This is a genomic window from Lentibacillus sediminis (assembly GCF_002763455.1).
Taxonomy (GTDB): Bacteria; Bacillota; Bacilli; order Bacillales; family Amphibacillaceae; genus Lentibacillus_D; species Lentibacillus_D sediminis_A.
Genome location: NZ_NIXK01000002.1, coordinates 139,633 through 155,510 on the forward strand (window position 1 = coordinate 139,633; position 15,878 = coordinate 155,510).

A 15,878-nucleotide genomic window follows, 5' to 3' on the forward strand; every position below is an offset into this window, starting at 1 on the left:
CTGAATGACGATTCATTTTGGAGGAAAACGTATGCAAGTATTGGATAAAACGATCAAGCAATTGACCGTGCCCACCCCGTTTGCAGTGGGCGACGTACATGTATATCTTTTGAAAGGAGATATGCTGTCACTGGTCGATGCCGGGGTGAAAACGAAGGAAGCCTGGCAGGCAGTTACTGAGCAATTAAAAGAATCAGGATATCATCCGGAGGACATTGAACAGATTATCCTGACTCACCACCATCCGGATCATACTGGCTTGATTGAACAATTTCCCCGGTTAAAACATATTGCCGCACATCAAAATGTCGATGTCTGGCTGCGAAGGGATGAAGCTTATTTCCGAGGGTATGAGCATTTTTTTCACGTTCTTTTCATCCAAAGCGGAATCCCGGCACGCTTTCAAGGATTTCTAGATCAAATGCGCAAGCCTCTTATCTTAGCTGGCAGGGGAGAAGTGACCGATGCGTTAGATGAGGGAGATACACTGCCTGGACATGGGGAATGGCAGGTGATTGAAACAAAGGGCCACGCTCAGAGCCATTTGTCCTTTTTTCGTCAGGAAGATGGATTATTTATCGGAGGGGACCATTTATTAAAGTCAATTTCACCAAACCCCTTAATTGAACCGCCAGGTGACCCGTCTGCAGAACGGCCACGCCCCATTCTGCAGTATCGGAGAAATTTGCAGAAATGCCTGGAGTTAGGGATTACGAAGGTTCTGCCTGGTCACGGTGATGTGTTTTCCGATTTGGAGGAAATCCTTCCAAAACAAATGAAAAGACAGGTACAACGGGCAGAAAAAGTATATCAGCTGATAGCTGCAGAAGCGCAGTCTCCTTTTCAGCTTTGTCAGAAGATATTTCCAAGGCAGTATGAGTCGCAGCTGGAGCTTACCATGTCGGAAACCTTTGCCCAGCTTGATTATCTGGAGGATGAGGGGAAAATTGAGCAAGCCATGGAGGAAGGGCGACTCATGTATGCGGCAAAATAGTGTTAACGGCAAAACCATTGTTATCACAGGTGCCTCCTCAGGAATTGGCGAGAGAATCGCCTGGCATATTGCCAAACACGGTGGAACACCGATTATGGTCGCACGCTCCCAAGAAAAATTGGCGGCTCTCAAATATAACATGGAGGAAGAATTCGGGATCCAAGCGCATATCTATCAGGCAGATTTACAGGTAGAGGGAGAGATCACTTCTCTTTGCAAGCAGCTGTATAGCGAGCACAAGCAAATCCACGGGTTAATCAATAATGCAGGGGCAGGAATGTTTCAACATGTGACCGACATCTCCTGGCAGCATATTGAGCGGATGATGCAGTTAAATGTAATGGCGCTGATTCGGATGACCAAAGAACTGCTCCCGCATTTTTTACAGCACAGGCAAGGGCATGTTGTTAATGTGGCCTCCCAGGCTGGGAAGATATCCACCCCCAAATCGGCTGTGTATGCGGCGACCAAACATGCAGTGCTTGGGTTTACCAATTCGCTGCGCATGGAAGTTAAAGAGCAAAAGATCCATGTTACCTCGGTAAATCTCGGACCAGTTCGGACTAACTTTTTCACAGAAGCTGATCCTGGCGGGACTTACCAAAAAGCGGTGGAACGCTATATGCTGGATCCGGATGCTGTCGCAATCAAGATCGTAAACAGTCTGTTCACCAAAAAGAGGGAGATAAATCTGCCACGGTGGATGGAAGCGGGCAGCAAAGTATATCAGCTGTTTCCCGCCTTGACGGAGAAGTTGCTCGAGCGTCAATTCAATAAAAAATAACCAAAGCGGGAAGTCCGGTTGCGCCGGGCTTCCCGCTTATTACCGATGTTGATTATAGGTTAACCGTTTTGTCAGCTGCTGTAGTTCGAGATAGACATCATTTGGCAAGGATTCGGACACATTTGCACGGGAATTTTCCCGCAACTGTTCAAGTGAGCTGGCACCAAATACCGCACTTGCCACAGCCGGGTGCTGCAGAACATAACGAAAGGCTAAAGCATTTAAATCTGCTGATTCTCTTGTCTGTTCCTCTATTCTTGGCAATAAATTTTGCAGTTCTTCACCGGAATATTCCAGATAGCCATCTTTTCCCTTTCCTTTAAGTTTTTCAGCACTGTGATTGCTGAGCAGGCCTTTTGCCAGCGGGCCGCGGGCGAACACACTGATGCTGTTGGCATGGAGAAGATCAAGGATTTCTTCTTCCGGTCTGTTATCAAGCATACTGTACTGCATCATCACTGCGTCAACCTGAGAATTCGCGACATATTCCCTGATGACATTCGGCCGGATCGAGGAAATGCCATATGCTCGAATATAGCCTTCTGTTTTCAGTTCTTCAAATGCTTCAATTGATTCACTGATCGGATCATCAATTGTTCCGCCGTGCAGCAAATAAAAATCCAGATAATCTGTCTTCAGCCGGCGCAAACTCTCTTTTAGTCCATTTTTGATATGGTCTTTGGAAGGGTCCCAGAACCAGTCTTTTTTGTCTTTGTCAAAATGATTGCCAACCTTGGAAGTTAACAGCAGCTGATCGCGTTTACCTTTAATTGCTTCCCCAACGATTTTCTCGTTTTCCCCAAAGTCATAAAGATCAGCAGTATCCAGGTGGTTGACGCCGGCATCCAGGGCTTCGTCTATCATTCGGGCCGCCTTTTTCTTATCTGTTCCCAGAGACATACAGCCAAGTGTTAAAGCAGAAACGTAAAGCCCCGATTTCCCTACTTGGTTTTTCTTCATCATAACACGCTCCATTTCTCTTTCTATTCTAAAAACAGCCGCACGATAATACAACTATTTCACATCAGGCGGTTTTAGGGTGTATGCTAGAATAGAGCAAATGGACGATAAATAAAGGATGATAATCATGAAAAAATTTGAAGAGAAAACAATCAGCACAGAAACAATTTATCAGGGCAAAGTGATTCACCTCCAAGTAGACGAGGTCACATTGCCCAATGGAAAAACAGCCAAACGGGAACTAGTTAAGCATCCCGGTGCTGTAGCTGTTATTCCAATTACCAAGGATAATAAGATAGTTTTTGTGGAGCAATATCGCAAACCGCTGGAGAAATCGCTAATCGAATTGCCTGCGGGAAAACTGGATGAAGGGGAGAGCCCGCTTACTGCTGCAGTAAGGGAGCTGGAAGAGGAAACAGGATATACCACAACGCAACTGACATATATTGCTTCTTTCTATACTTCTCCCGGGTTTGCGGACGAGCTGATGCACCTGTACATCACCGATCAAATCGAGCCTCTGGAGTATCCTGCTTCAGCTGATGAGGATGAATTTGTGGAAGTACTGGAGCTGACCCTTGACGAGGCAAAACAGTATGTGGAAGGGGAACGCATCCATGACGCAAAAACCAACTATGCCATTCTCTACTTGCATGCACTGGGGGAGAAATAATTGAATACGTATTTCGCTGATATGCATATCCATATCGGAAGAGACATCACCGGCAAGCCGGTTAAGATCACCGGGGCAAAAAGCCTGACCTTAACCAACATACTAATAGAAGCCAGCCGCAATAAAGGCATTGATCTGGTCGGAGTGATTGATTGCCACGCCCCTGCCGTCCAGGAGGAACTGAAGCAGCTGCTTGATGAAGGGAAAGCACAAGCGCTGGCAGAGGGCGGTTTTCAATTTGAACAAGTCACCCTGATACCTGGCTCAGAGATTGAAGTTTATGACGAGAACTGCCAAGGGCCCATTCATGTGCTCGCTTACTTTCCCGATCTCGCCAGCATCGGGCAATTCACTGACTGGCTGTCGGTTCGAATGAAGAATATCACCCTCAGTTCCCAGCGCTATTATGGTACGGCAAAAGAACTGCAGTATAAAGTGAAAGAACTTGGCGGCATCTTTATTCCTGCTCATGTATTCACACCATTTAAAAGTTTATATGGTAAAGGGGTTGTTCGCTCACTAAGAGAGGTGTTGGACCCGGATTTGATTGACGCGGTCGAGCTGGGTCTCAGTTCAGATACATCGATGGCAGATCAGATTCACGAATTGCAAGCATACACATTTGTAACAAACTCTGACGCTCATTCCCTGCCGAAAATTGCCAGAGAATACCAGGAAGTGGCCATGAAGCAGCCATCATTCCAGGAATTTTACTGGGCACTGCATCATGTAGAAGGCAGGCATATCAGTAAGAACTTCGGAATGAACCCGGAGTTGGGAAAATATCATACAACTGTGTGCTCAAATTGCCTGACTGCCCTCACGCCCGATGCAGCAATATGCACAGCATGCGGGTCGACGAAAATTGTCAAAGGTGTATTTGACCGGATTCAGGAATTAAAAGATACAGGAGAAAAAGTGCAGGAACGGCCGCCTTATTTATATCAGGTACCCTTGGAATATTTGCCTTCTGTAGGGAAAAAGACGTTTGAAAAGCTCCTGCAGCATTTTCAAACAGAAATGAATGTCCTGCACGATACTTCACTGGAGGAATTAAAAAAAGTAGTTCCCGAAAAACTAGCATGGTCTATTATCCATATGCGGGAAGGAAAACTGAACATCCAGGCTGGAGGTGGCGGGAAATACGGCAGTATACGCCCTTTCTGATGATAATTGCATGAGAAAAAGCAAAGAGATTTTGGTATGTTTGTCCGGAATCCTTCATAGATTTACTAGTAGAAACATCATCAGAATGGAGGATTCCGATGTATAACTACCGAGCACTCGCTGCTAACCATGTAAAAACACATGCAACCATTTATTTGTTTATGATTATCCTGTTTCTCACCGGAATCGTTTTTGGAGCAATTATCGTCAACAGCATGAATTTCGTGCAAAAGCAGGATTTGTTTTTTTATTTGGAACAATTTTTCGGCCAAATTGCCGGCGATCAGCAAATAGCAAACAGGGAAATTTTGAAAGAGAGCTTTTTTTATCATGCGAAATACTTGGCGCTCTTGTTTATCTTGGGGCTTTCTGTTATTGGATTGCCGATTGTCTGGATCCTGCTGTTTGTAAAAGGGCTGGTCGTCGGTTTCTCTGTTGGCTTTATTGTCAACCAGCTCCACGGTGAGGGTCTTTTGCTTGCATCTTTGTCGATCGCACCGCAAAACATTTTAATTATCCCGGTCTATATCATTGCTGGCAGCCTGTCGATGATTTTTTCTCTGACACTGCTCAGAAAAATATTTACACGGAATATCTCCCAGCCCGTGTTCCAGCCATTCGGCCGTTATGTCGTCCTTTTCTCCCTTTTGCTTGGGGTTTCCTTTCTCGCGGCAGGGGTAGAAGCGTATGTAGCCAATGAAGCAATGGAGTCGATAATCCAATCATTTTACAAAGAATAAATATTAGTTTATAATTATTATAAATACAAACTGATATAAAATACTTTGACACAGGTTTCATGGATGCATATAATAAAGATGGGATATGAGGGAGGTATCTGCCATGGAACATCGATTGGACCGGATTAAAAAACAGCTCCATGCCCAGAGTTACAAGCTGACGCCACAGCGGGAGGCAATTGTACGGGTTTTATTGGAACGGGAAGAGGACCATTTAAGCGCAGAAGAGGTATACTTACTCGTAAAAGAAATTGCACCGGAAATCGGTTTGGCCACTGTTTATCGGACGCTTGATTTACTCTCAGAATTGAAGATCGTGGATAAAATAAACTTTGGCGACGGGGTTTCTTCCTACGACCTGCGCAAAGAAGGGGCCAAACATTTTCATCACCATCTCGTCTGTACCGAATGCGGTTCTGTAGAGGAAATTGTTGATGACCTATTGGAAGATGTTGAAAAAATTGTGCAGAACGATTGGGGATTCCAGGTCAAGGACCACCGTCTGACCTTTCACGGAGTCTGCAGAGTATGCCAGGAAATTACCGTTAAAGCAACATAATAAGCAGTCAGGACCAGCCTTTTTTCCAGCGGGAATGAAGGCTTTTTTCTTTTCAGATTAAGCTCTTTTCGTAATTTTTGTTACTTATTTATTACGCAGTTGATGGAATGTGCGACATAGGCCACCGCTGCGGAAATACCCCTCGCTTTCCGCGGGAAGCTGCCGAGCCTCCTCGCGCTGTCGCGCTGCGGGGTCTCGCCTATGCTTTTCATCCCGCAGGAGTCTCGGGGTATTTCCTCCGCTAATGGTGTGCGTTTTAAAAGCAACCAAATAGCTACCCACTCTGTTGGGGTTGATTGAGGCTGACGGCAGTCGACTCCTGCGGGAAAGCCACTGCCTGCAACAGAAATCAACCATCAAGAGTGGTAGTTGATTTAAACAACATTAGAGTCAAAAACCACATCAGTCAGCGGAGGAAATATACGGAGACTACTGCGGGAGGAATGGCCCCGGTGAGACCTCGCAGTGCGACAGCACAAGAGGGATCACCAGCCACCCGCGGAAAGCGTAGTATATTTCCGCAGCGGAGATCCTAAATCCCATTGAGTTACGTCACAGTCTATAGCTTTTGTGGAAAAAAACAACATTCTTTTAGAAAACAGCCTTAGATTACGACCTTCGTTTTCATTTACAATCACAACAAAAAAAGTTACATTGAAAATAAAGGCAGGCTAAGCAGGCGAATTTCAGGTTGCATGTATATTGTCCCTCTTTTTTGGCATATCTTCTAAATAGAATAGTTTTTTAAAAAGAGGGGACATGCCAGATGAAACGGTTGCTATGGGACAGCATCAAGGTGTTTGTCATCTTCACCGCGTGTACACTGTTATTTTACTTCGGTCTGCGTGTGATGCATGCGGAGTATGAATACTATCATCGCTATGACCCGCCTGAAGGTCCTGCTGTCAAGGTATTTAATCCGGATGAAAATGTGATTGACCGCCTGCATTTATTTTTCCGGCTGGGGGAGTAACGAATGCTGAAATATGCCTTGGAAGATTTTTTTCATTATTTACAGATTGAGATGGGACTGGCTGAAAATACACTAACTGCCTATAAACGCGATCTGGATCGGTATCAAAGCTTTATCACGAGTGTCCAGCAAAAAGAAGAATGGACGCAAGTGGGCAGGACGGATATTATTGCTTTTCTTCATTTATTGAAAGACCAGGGCAAATCTTCAGCTACACTGTCCCGGCATTTATCATCCGTTCGTTCGTTCCATCAGTTCCTTGTCCGGGAACAGCTGGCAGAAACGGATGCTACTTTACATATTGAAACACCGAAAAAGGACAGGAAACTGCCTGATATCCTATCTGTAAACGATATCGACACATTACTCAATATTAACGGCAGATCACCATTAAACCTGAGAAACAAGGCCATGCTCGAACTGCTTTATGCTACCGGACTGCGTGTCAGCGAATTAATTACATTAAAGGTCACCGACTTACATATGACGATGGGGTTTGTACAATGTTTCGGCAAAGGCTCGAAGGAACGGATTGTCCCTATGGGGAATGCAGCTCAGCAGGCAGTGGATGATTATCTTCAGAACGGAAGGGGCAAGCTGACGAAAAGCCGCGGGGATGTACCAGAGTTATTCGTCAATCAGCACGGCAGACCCTTGACACGCCAGGGGTTTTGGAAAATACTGAAAGCGCGGGCAGACGAAGCTGGGATAAAGAAGGCGATTACCCCCCATACATTGCGGCATTCCTTTGCAACACATCTGCTGGAGAATGGGGCAGATTTGCGGATCGTTCAGGAAATGCTCGGTCACGTGGATATTTCCACCACACAAATCTACACCCATGTAACCAAAGCCAGATTAACAGATATTTATAAGACGTATCATCCGAGGGCATAGGAAAATCTATAGTTGTCTGACATCCTACAACCATCGAATAAGACATAGTTAATCCGGGAAAAGGGAAGATAACTACAGGAGGCTGATAAAAATGGCAAGTTATAACCGAATCTTCTTAATTGTAATGGACTCTGTTGGTATCGGGGAGGCACCAGATGCCGAACAGTTTAATGACAAAGGCGCCGACACGCTTGGGCATATTGCCGAGCATATGAATGGCCTGAAAATGCCGCATATGGGAGAGTTAGGCCTGAGCAACATCCGGGAGATTCAGGGTATTGAAAAGGCAGATGTACCAAAGGCGCATTTCGGCAAAATGCAGGAAGCGTCTAATGGCAAAGATACAATGACGGGACACTGGGAAATCATGGGGCTGAACATTGAACAGCCGTTTCGCACATTTCCTGACGGGTTTCCCGATGAGCTGATCGATGAACTGGAAGAAAAAACCGGGCGCAGCATAATCGGTAATAAACCGGCTTCAGGCACGGCAATCATTGAAGAGTTGGGCGAAGAGCATATGAAAACAGGAGCCTTGATTGTCTACACGTCTGCCGATTCTGTTCTGCAAATTGCTGCCCATGAAGAGATTATCCCAATTGAGGAACAGTACCGGATCTGCGAAATTGCCCGGGAGCTTACACTGGATGAAAAATATATGGTAGGAAGAGTGATTGCCCGGCCATTTGTCGGTGATCCGGGAACCTTTCAGCGTACAGCCAATCGGCATGATTATGCATTGAAACCATTCGGCCGGACGGTTATGAATGAATTGGCCGACAGCAGCTATGATGTGATTGCCCTTGGTAAAATTTCCGATATATACGATGGAGAAGGCGTAACGGAGGCCATCCGCACGACAGATAATGAGGATGGAATGACGAAGTTAGTAGATACAATGGACAAAGATTTTCGCGGCATCAGCTTTCTTAACCTTGTTGACTTTGATGCCAAATTTGGACATCGCCGTGACCCGGAAGGATACGGAAAAGCATTGGAAGCATATGACGCAAGACTGCCGGAAGTGTTCGAGCGGCTGCAGACAGATGATTTATTAATTATTACCGCTGATCATGGCAATGATCCTGTGCACCACGGTACCGATCATACACGGGAGTATGTGCCACTAATTGTTTATCATCAGGGAATAGAAGAAGGAAAGAAGCTGCCTTTAAGAGAGACGTTTGCTGATATTGGAGCAACCATCGCAGAGAACTTCCAGGTCAGCATGCCAAAGCACGGCACCAGCTTTTTAAACAATGTCAAATAGGGAGAGGTGACGAAATGAATCAGACAGCAATTCAGGAAGCAAGCAGCTATATAAAAAAACATTTATCAGGAGAACCGGCAATCGGTTTAATTCTCGGCTCCGGTTTAGGTGTACTGGCAGAAGAGATCCAACATGCTGTCCACCTGCCATATAAAGACATTCCGCATTTCCCGGAATCCACTGTCTCCGGCCATAAAGGGCAGTTGGTTGCCGGTCAGCTCGAGGGCAAGCAGGTGATCGCCATGCAGGGCCGTTTTCACTACTATGAAGGCTATAACATGCAGCAAGTCACGTTTCCTGTCCGTGTCATGAAAGAATTGGGCATTGATTCTCTGATCGTAACCAATGCAGCAGGCGGCATCAATCAGGATTTTGAGCCGGGAGATTTAATGCTGATAACCGATCATATCAATAACATGGGCGATAACCCGCTGATCGGTAAAAATGATGATGCACTCGGTGTCCGCTTTCCAGATATGTCCCTGGCATATAACCGAGAATTGAATCAGTACGCAGAATCCGCAGCGGAAGAACTTGGGCTCAAGATACAGAAAGGCGTATATGTCGGCAACAGCGGCCCTGTGTATGAAACTCCCGCAGAAGTGAGGATGCTGCGTACGATAGGAGGAGATGCTGTCGGAATGTCTACCGTTCCGGAAGTTATCACCGCAGCCCATGCGGGTATCCGGGTACTCGGAATTTCCTGTATCTCCAATATGGCTGCAGGGATTTTGGACCAGCCTTTGACCCACAGCGAGGTAATCGAAACGACGGGCAAGGTACGGGAAGATTTTCTTCGTTTTGTTAAAAAAATACTCAGCCAGCTGCCATAAAAAAAAGAAAGGGTGACGCTGTTTTATGAGAATGTATGACATTATTGAAAAGAAACGTGACGGTCATCCGCTGACAGAAGAAGAGATTGTATTCTTTATTAACCAGTACACGGCGGATAAGATACCTGATTATCAAGTAAGTGCCTTGTTAATGGCCGTCTACTTTCAGGATATGACAGCGGGGGAACGGGCCTACCTGACTACCGCCATGGCAGAATCAGGTGATCAAATTGATCTTTCCGCCATTTCCGGAACAAAAGTAGATAAACATTCTACCGGAGGCGTTGGTGATACCACCACATTGGTGCTTGCTCCATTAGTCGCCTCTCTCGGAGTTCCTGTTGCCAAAATGAGCGGGCGCGGGCTGGGACATACCGGTGGAACGATTGACAAGCTGGAATCAGTGCCAGGCTTTCATACGGAAATTACCAACGAAGCATTTATCGATTTGGTAAACAAAAATAAAGTAGCAGTTATCGGCCAGTCCGGAAACCTCACTCCAGCTGATAAGAAATTGTATGGACTAAGGGATGTTACTGCGACGGTGAATTCCATTCCTTTGATTGCAAGCTCAATCATGAGCAAAAAGATTGCCTCTGGAGCCGACGCTATCGTGCTTGATGTCAAAACAGGTGCAGGCGCTTTCATGAAAGAGCTAGAGGAAGCAAAAATTCTGGCGGAAGCAATGGTGTCTATCGGCAACCAGGTAGGGAGAAAAACAATGGCGGTCATTTCCGATATGAGTCAGCCACTGGGAAACGCAATTGGCAATGCCCTGGAAATAAAAGAGGCGATTGCGACACTGCACGGGGAAGGGCCGGAAGACTTAACTGAGCTGTGCCTCACACTGGGCTCGCAGATGGTAGTGCTGGGAGAAAAAGCAGCCACACTTGAAGAAGCAAGAGATAAACTCAAAGAAAACTTAACAAACGGAAAAGCGATTGATCAATTTAAACGCTTTCTCAAGGCCCAGGGTGGAGATGAAGCCGCTGTTGACGACCCGTCAGTCCTGCCCCAAGCTCCCTATCAGTTGGAACTGCCAGCAAAAACATCCGGCACTGTCTCAAATATTGTCGCAGATGACGTTGGAACAGCTGCCATGATGCTCGGCGCAGGCAGGGCGACAAAAGATTCGGAAATTGATTTGTCAGTCGGAATTGTCCTCAACAAAAAAGTTGGCGACTCCATAGAGGAAGGTGAATCCCTGCTGACGATTCATGCCAGCAATGAGGAAATAGAAGACGTAAAAAACAAACTGTATGAAAGCATCGAAATTACGGGAGAACCGACAAAAGCACCCAAGCTTATTTATGATATGATTACCTAACAAAAAACAAGCACACGCTGACACCGTGTGCTTTTTTGGTGGTTGCGCTTTTCGTCCGTTTTGTTGGATTTTGCTTCACAGTTGGTGGGAAATGCAACAAGAGTGTTTGTTGATCTCCGCTGCGGACCTTCGTACACCTTAGGGCACGGGTTCAGCCCCCTTGGAAGAACATCACCTCCTGCTCAAATATAGATACGTGCTGTCCCCGTAGGAGTCCATCACATATATAATAGAATTCAACTCGAAAAAAGGGGAAAAAAATATGTATATTTTTTTCCCCCTATAGGAAAGTCATTTCGATTATAGTATAAAGAAAAGAACCGGTTGCTCTCCGCTCCAATCAACCATCAAAAGTGGATGGGTAGGGGTTGGTTTAAAGAGCAGTAGAGTCGCAAACCACATCAGTCAGCGGAGGAAATACCCGGAGACTCCAGCGGGATGGTAAGCATAGGTGAGACTCCGCAGCGCGACAGCGCGAGGAGGCTCACCAGCGCCCGCGGAAAGCGAAGGGTATTTCCGCAGCGGCGATTATGAACCTCATTGGTTTTACATCGCAGTTTATTGATTTTGCGATAAAATTCTTAGTCAAAAAAAGCTTCTGCACCGACAGCTATTCCCTCCAACAGCTCGTATAAAAACCAAACGAATGGAAAACCTAGGCATATATTGATGTTGGAGGGAAAACGATGAAAAATACTGCATTAATGTTTAGTGTGATAGTTTCTTTGCTCTTCCTATTTGCTATTCCTGCCGCTGCAGAAGAGGACACAAATAGTGCAAATTCAACTCCCGAGCTAGCAGGAGATGCCAAGTCAGCAATACTGATTGAACGGGATACAGGCAAAATCCTTTTTGACAAAAACACCGATGAAAAGCTTCCGCCTGCAAGCATGACAAAGGTTATGACCCTTCTGTTAATCATGGAAGCATTGGAAACGGGAACTCTTGAGTATGATGAAGTGATACAGGTAAGCGAGCGTGCAGCATCCATGGGAGGCTCGCAGATTTTCCTGGAAGCTGGAGAAGAAATGTCAGTGAAGGATTTGCTTAAAGGAGTAGCGGTAGCTTCCGGGAATGATGCAAGCGTTGCGCTGGCAGAAAGAATTGCGGGAAGTGAGGAAGCCTTTGTCGAGAGAATGAACGAGCGGGCCAAGCAGCTGGGGCTTGAGAACACCAAATTTCAGAATGTGACCGGCCTGCCTGCTGATGATCATTACAGCACCGCTTACGACATGGCAATGATGGCGAAAGAACTGTTGAAGTATGAAGAAGTAACCAACTATACTTCCATCTATGAGGATTATTTGCGTAAAGGCCAGGAAAACGAATTCTGGCTGGTCAATACCAATAAACTGATTCGTTCCTATCCCGGGGTGGATGGCCTGAAGACAGGTTTTACCAATGCAGCAAAATATTGCCTCACCGCCACAGCGGAAAAGAATGATATGCGGGTAATCGCTGTTGCTATGGGTGCTGATACACCAAAGGAACGAAACAAAGCCGTTGCCGGGATGCTCGATTATGCTTTTAATAATTTTTCAACGAAGAAATTGTTCGAAAAAGATGAGAAAATCACGGAGCTGCGCCTGCTTAAAGCCAAAAATCGGCAAATCGATATCGTCGCTTCAGAATCGATTAGTACGGTTTTCCAAAAAGGGGAAGATACCGACAAAATTCGCACCACAGCGGAGATGGCAGATGATTTGTCCCTGCCACTGAAAAAAGGCGATCAGGTCGGCATCCTGAAAGTTCATAAAGAAGGAGAAGTGGTATCCGAGACACCATTGACTGTTAATCAGGATGTTAACAAAGCATCTTACCTGACATTTTTAAAACGGACATTGCAGGAATTGGTGAAGACTGACTGATTTTTTCTACCTTTAGCGAATTGCTTCTATTTTTGTCTTCTTGCAGGAATTAAGCAAGGGAAACGAGAAGATAGTATAGCAAGGATTCATAAAGGAGGAAAAATGAATGGCTCTCGATTCACTGTTTGAAGTAAAACAAAATGTACTGATTGTCAGGCTGCGTGGGGAGCTGGATCACCATGAGGCGGAAGAGCTCAGGAGCGAATGGAAAGAAATGTTGTATAACAGTCCAGTGAAGCATGTGATTTTAAATCTGGAAGATGTCTCCTTCATGGACTCCTCCGGTCTTGGAGTTGTGCTCGGCCGTTATAAAGAAGTGCTGCAGCTTGGAGGCGAGATGGTCGTTTGTTCCGTTTCCCATCCAGTCCGGCGTTTATTTGAGATGTCCGGTATTTTCAAGATTGTGCGTTTGGAGGAGAACGAAACATTTGCGCTTGAAACATTGGGGGTGGCTTCATGAAAAATGAAATGTTTATCGAATTTTCCAGCATCAGTGAAAATGAAGCATTTGCCAGGGTAACCGTAGGGGCGTTTATTACTCAGCTTGACCCGACAATGGATGAATTAACGGAAATTAAAACGGTAGTATCAGAAGCAGTAACCAATTCCATCATCCATGGGTATAACAATGAGGCCCATCATAAAATTTCCATTTCCTGTATGCTCCATGACGGAGAAATTGAGCTGACCATCAAGGATGAAGGTATGGGAATTGCTGATATTGAAGAGGCACGCCAGCCGCTTTATACATCCAAACCGGAAATGGAGCGATCGGGGATGGGCTTTACGATCATCGAAAATTTCATGGATACAGTGGAAGTCATCTCATCAGCAGGGGAAGGGACAACCGTTAACATGACGAAGCAGCTGACCAAAAGCACAACGGTTTATAATTAGGGGTTCGTCTATGGATGTCCATGTGAAACATACAAAACGTAAAGAATCGTTAACCGATGAACAAGTAAAAGAGTACATCCGCAAAAGCCAGGAGGGGGACACGGAGGCTAGAGAAATTCTAGTCGAGAAAAATATCCGGCTGGTATGGTCTGTGGTGCAGCGGTTTATCAACCGAGGGTATGATCCGGATGATTTGTTTCAAATTGGCAGCATCGGACTGATTAAATCCATTGATAAATTTGACTTGTCCTATGAAGTCCGATTTTCTACATATGCTGTGCCAATGATCATTGGAGAAATCCAGCGATTTATCCGCGATGACGGAAGTGTAAAAGTTAGCCGCTCTTTAAAAGAAACGGGCAACAAGATTCGCAAAAAGAAAGATGAATTAACCAAAACCCTTGGCCGTTCGCCGACCGTGACAGAAATCGCTGATGCCCTAGACATTACTGCCGAAGAGATTGTCCATGCACAGGAGGCGGCAAAATCACCGCATTCCATTCATGAAACGGTATTTGAGAATGACGGGGATCCGATCACACTGCTGGATCAAATTGCCGATCAGGACAGTACGTGGTTTGATAAAATTTCCTTACAGGAGGCAATTCGCGGGTTAAATGAACGAGAAAGACTGATTGTCTATTTACGCTATTACAAAGATCAGACACAGACAGAAGTCGCCGAACGGCTGGGTATCTCCCAGGTGCAGGTATCCCGTTTGGAGAAAAAGATACTGAATGAGATGAAAGACAATATGGGACCCTAAAATCATCACTTCATGTGGTGATTTTTTCTGTTTCTAATCCTCTCTCTGAACAAAAGCCAAGTATTTCTTATGATAAAAAATCCTCATTGGGCAAATACTAGAGATAACCTCATGGCAAAGGATGGTGCGCTATGCCTGAAACGGTCTATCTGCGATTAAAAAAACATATAGAACGGCCGGTTTTTCATGAAGTTAAATTAAAAGACATTGCCTATATCTCCACTTTAACCGCCAAAAAACCGGAACTCGAAAACACCGTCATTTACCGGATAACCCCAAAGGACAAAAGCAATGTAGTGATCGACAGCTTTTTGATCATTGATCATTTCCATGCTCAATACCGGGAGCTGGAATTTCAGCTGATTGGCCCGTCGCAAACCATTATCCAAATTGCCAGAAATCAAAAAAAGGCGCCTATTCCGGTGGTTGCCGGAGTATGGCTGCTTTTGTTCATCGGTACGGCAATGACCATCATGAATTTTCATTATGATGTCAGCATGCAGGAGGTACAGCAAAAGCTGCACTTTCTGCTGACCGGAGAGGAAAATGAATTTCCGCTGTGGATCCAGGTCCCTTATTCCATCGGTCTGGGGATAGGAATGCTTTTATTTTTCAACCACTGGTTCAAAATACGGTTTAATGAGGAGCCAAGCCCTCTTGAAGTAGAGATTCATAAATACCAGCAGGATCTTGATGATTATGTCATGCATTATGAAAATAAGTTAAATGATACCAAGTCTCCTGATTAACGCGGTCCAGGCTCTCATTGGGCTGGCTGCAGGACTTGCTGTGGGGGGCGGGTTTGTTGCCTTTCTGACCTTGCTTGGCATTCTCCCCAGATTGATTCAGTTAACCAAAACATACCACTTATTAAAGATGTATACGGCCTGTGTAATTACTGGTACATTGTTCGGCACCTTTTTATCCTTCAGCGGGATTACTTGGGATCAGCCCACTGTCCTCCTGATATTATGGGGCATCTTTCACGGCATTTTCAATGGTATGCTGGCTGCGGCGCTCACGGAGGTGCTGAATGTGTTTCCAATTATATCTAAACGTATTGGGATGGACACATATCTTCTATGGTTCCTCATGGCTATTGTATTTGGCAAAATTGCCGGTTCTTTATTTCAGTGGCTATATTTTGTGAAATAACTAAATCCTGCATAA

Annotated in this window: 18 protein-coding genes; 17 read left to right on the top strand and 1 reads right to left on the bottom strand. The window is 45.4% G+C overall.

Going from position 1 to position 15,878, the window contains the following annotated elements:
- The first annotated feature begins 31 nt into the window (after positions 1 to 31).
- Positions 32 to 994, top strand: coding sequence for an MBL fold metallo-hydrolase (locus CEG13_RS04765; protein ID WP_100010730.1), 963 nt, complete (start codon positions 32 to 34; stop codon positions 992 to 994).
- Complete coding sequence (locus CEG13_RS04770) at positions 981 to 1,778, top strand: SDR family NAD(P)-dependent oxidoreductase (protein ID WP_100010731.1); 798 nt, start codon at positions 981 to 983, stop codon at positions 1,776 to 1,778. Before CEG13_RS04765 ends, CEG13_RS04770 begins: the two co-directional genes overlap by 14 nt.
- A gap of 39 nt (positions 1,779 to 1,817) precedes the next feature.
- Here CEG13_RS04770 and CEG13_RS04775 read toward each other — a convergent pair whose 3' ends face one another.
- Entirely contained in the window at positions 1,818 to 2,738 is a 921-nt protein-coding gene (locus CEG13_RS04775; RefSeq protein ID WP_100010732.1) for an aldo/keto reductase, read from the bottom strand.
- Between the two features lie 127 nt (positions 2,739 to 2,865).
- On the opposite strand from CEG13_RS04775, the gene CEG13_RS04780 reads away from it, so the two are divergent.
- The 15 genes from CEG13_RS04780 (at position 2,866) to CEG13_RS04850 (ending at position 15,863) form a co-directional block, all read left to right on the top strand.
- On the top strand, positions 2,866 to 3,411 hold the full coding sequence (locus CEG13_RS04780; protein WP_100010733.1) for an NUDIX hydrolase: 546 nt from the start codon (positions 2,866 to 2,868) through the stop codon (positions 3,409 to 3,411).
- Positions 3,412 to 4,578, top strand: coding sequence for an endonuclease Q family protein (locus CEG13_RS04785; protein ID WP_100010734.1), 1,167 nt, complete (start codon positions 3,412 to 3,414; stop codon positions 4,576 to 4,578). It abuts the gene before it with no gap.
- 98 nt (positions 4,579 to 4,676) lie between these two features.
- The gene (spoIIM, locus tag CEG13_RS04790) at positions 4,677 to 5,318 is read left to right on the top strand and encodes a stage II sporulation protein M (protein WP_100010735.1); all 642 of its coding nucleotides are present in this window, start codon (positions 4,677 to 4,679) and stop codon (positions 5,316 to 5,318) included.
- 103 nt (positions 5,319 to 5,421) lie between these two features.
- On the top strand, positions 5,422 to 5,877 hold the full coding sequence (gene fur / locus CEG13_RS04795) for a ferric iron uptake transcriptional regulator (protein ID WP_100010736.1): 456 nt from the start codon (positions 5,422 to 5,424) through the stop codon (positions 5,875 to 5,877).
- 766 nt (positions 5,878 to 6,643) lie between these two features.
- Positions 6,644 to 6,850, top strand: a complete 207-nt coding sequence (locus CEG13_RS04800) for a YqzK family protein (RefSeq protein WP_100010737.1) — start codon at positions 6,644 to 6,646, stop codon at positions 6,848 to 6,850.
- A 3-nt stretch (positions 6,851 to 6,853) separates the two neighbouring features.
- Positions 6,854 to 7,747 (top strand): site-specific tyrosine recombinase XerD, encoded by an 894-nt coding sequence (gene xerD, locus CEG13_RS04805; RefSeq protein ID WP_100010738.1) that lies wholly within the window; start codon positions 6,854 to 6,856, stop codon positions 7,745 to 7,747.
- Positions 7,748 to 7,838: 91 nt separating this feature from the next.
- Positions 7,839 to 9,017, top strand: coding sequence for a phosphopentomutase (gene deoB, locus CEG13_RS04810; RefSeq protein ID WP_100010739.1), 1,179 nt, complete (start codon positions 7,839 to 7,841; stop codon positions 9,015 to 9,017).
- 14 nt (positions 9,018 to 9,031) lie between these two features.
- Positions 9,032 to 9,850: a purine-nucleoside phosphorylase gene (locus CEG13_RS04815; RefSeq protein ID WP_100010740.1), complete on the top strand. Its 819-nt coding sequence runs from the start codon at positions 9,032 to 9,034 to the stop codon at positions 9,848 to 9,850.
- A 25-nt stretch (positions 9,851 to 9,875) separates the two neighbouring features.
- Entirely contained in the window at positions 9,876 to 11,177 is a 1,302-nt protein-coding gene (locus CEG13_RS04820) for a pyrimidine-nucleoside phosphorylase (RefSeq protein ID WP_100010741.1), read from the top strand.
- A gap of 686 nt (positions 11,178 to 11,863) precedes the next feature.
- Positions 11,864 to 13,045, top strand: a complete 1,182-nt coding sequence (locus CEG13_RS04825) for a D-alanyl-D-alanine carboxypeptidase family protein (RefSeq protein WP_100010742.1) — start codon at positions 11,864 to 11,866, stop codon at positions 13,043 to 13,045.
- Positions 13,046 to 13,151: 106 nt separating this feature from the next.
- On the top strand, positions 13,152 to 13,505 hold the full coding sequence (gene spoIIAA / locus CEG13_RS04830) for an anti-sigma F factor antagonist (RefSeq protein ID WP_100010743.1): 354 nt from the start codon (positions 13,152 to 13,154) through the stop codon (positions 13,503 to 13,505).
- Positions 13,502 to 13,942, top strand: a complete 441-nt coding sequence (spoIIAB, locus tag CEG13_RS04835) for an anti-sigma F factor (RefSeq protein WP_100010744.1) — start codon at positions 13,502 to 13,504, stop codon at positions 13,940 to 13,942. The genes spoIIAA and spoIIAB overlap by 4 nt, the downstream gene beginning before the upstream one ends.
- Positions 13,943 to 13,952: 10 nt before the next feature.
- Positions 13,953 to 14,708: an RNA polymerase sporulation sigma factor SigF gene (gene sigF, locus CEG13_RS04840; protein WP_100010745.1), complete on the top strand. Its 756-nt coding sequence runs from the start codon at positions 13,953 to 13,955 to the stop codon at positions 14,706 to 14,708.
- Positions 14,709 to 14,839: 131 nt separating this feature from the next.
- On the top strand, positions 14,840 to 15,457 hold the full coding sequence (locus CEG13_RS04845; protein ID WP_100010746.1) for a stage V sporulation protein AA: 618 nt from the start codon (positions 14,840 to 14,842) through the stop codon (positions 15,455 to 15,457).
- Positions 15,435 to 15,863 carry a stage V sporulation protein AB gene (locus tag CEG13_RS04850; protein ID WP_100010747.1) on the top strand — a complete coding sequence of 143 codons (429 nt, stop codon included), beginning with the start codon at positions 15,435 to 15,437 and terminating at the stop codon, positions 15,861 to 15,863. Before CEG13_RS04845 ends, CEG13_RS04850 begins: the two co-directional genes overlap by 23 nt.
- Positions 15,864 to 15,878: the final 15 nt, after the last annotated feature.

What these genes read in the sequence shown, in the direction of transcription:
- CEG13_RS04765 (WP_100010730.1), top strand. Translation starts at nt 32, where the DNA reads ATGCAAGTATTGGATAAAACGATCAAGCAATTGACCGTGCCCACCCCG.
- CEG13_RS04770 (WP_100010731.1), top strand. Translation starts at nt 981, where the DNA reads ATGCGGCAAAATAGTGTTAACGGCAAAACCATTGTTATCACAGGTGCC.
- CEG13_RS04775 (WP_100010732.1), bottom strand. Translation starts at nt 2,738, where the DNA reads ATGAAGAAAAACCAAGTAGGGAAATCGGGGCTTTACGTTTCTGCTTTA.
- CEG13_RS04780 (WP_100010733.1), top strand. Translation starts at nt 2,866, where the DNA reads ATGAAAAAATTTGAAGAGAAAACAATCAGCACAGAAACAATTTATCAG.
- spoIIM (WP_100010735.1), top strand. Translation starts at nt 4,677, where the DNA reads ATGTATAACTACCGAGCACTCGCTGCTAACCATGTAAAAACACATGCA.
- fur (WP_100010736.1), top strand. Translation starts at nt 5,422, where the DNA reads ATGGAACATCGATTGGACCGGATTAAAAAACAGCTCCATGCCCAGAGT.
- CEG13_RS04800 (WP_100010737.1), top strand. Translation starts at nt 6,644, where the DNA reads ATGAAACGGTTGCTATGGGACAGCATCAAGGTGTTTGTCATCTTCACC.
- xerD (WP_100010738.1), top strand. Translation starts at nt 6,854, where the DNA reads ATGCTGAAATATGCCTTGGAAGATTTTTTTCATTATTTACAGATTGAG.
- deoB (WP_100010739.1), top strand. Translation starts at nt 7,839, where the DNA reads ATGGCAAGTTATAACCGAATCTTCTTAATTGTAATGGACTCTGTTGGT.
- CEG13_RS04815 (WP_100010740.1), top strand. Translation starts at nt 9,032, where the DNA reads ATGAATCAGACAGCAATTCAGGAAGCAAGCAGCTATATAAAAAAACAT.
- CEG13_RS04820 (WP_100010741.1), top strand. Translation starts at nt 9,876, where the DNA reads ATGAGAATGTATGACATTATTGAAAAGAAACGTGACGGTCATCCGCTG.
- CEG13_RS04825 (WP_100010742.1), top strand. Translation starts at nt 11,864, where the DNA reads ATGAAAAATACTGCATTAATGTTTAGTGTGATAGTTTCTTTGCTCTTC.
- spoIIAA (WP_100010743.1), top strand. Translation starts at nt 13,152, where the DNA reads ATGGCTCTCGATTCACTGTTTGAAGTAAAACAAAATGTACTGATTGTC.
- spoIIAB (WP_100010744.1), top strand. Translation starts at nt 13,502, where the DNA reads ATGAAAAATGAAATGTTTATCGAATTTTCCAGCATCAGTGAAAATGAA.
- sigF (WP_100010745.1), top strand. Translation starts at nt 13,953, where the DNA reads ATGGATGTCCATGTGAAACATACAAAACGTAAAGAATCGTTAACCGAT.
- CEG13_RS04845 (WP_100010746.1), top strand. Translation starts at nt 14,840, where the DNA reads ATGCCTGAAACGGTCTATCTGCGATTAAAAAAACATATAGAACGGCCG.
- CEG13_RS04850 (WP_100010747.1), top strand. Translation starts at nt 15,435, where the DNA reads ATGATACCAAGTCTCCTGATTAACGCGGTCCAGGCTCTCATTGGGCTG.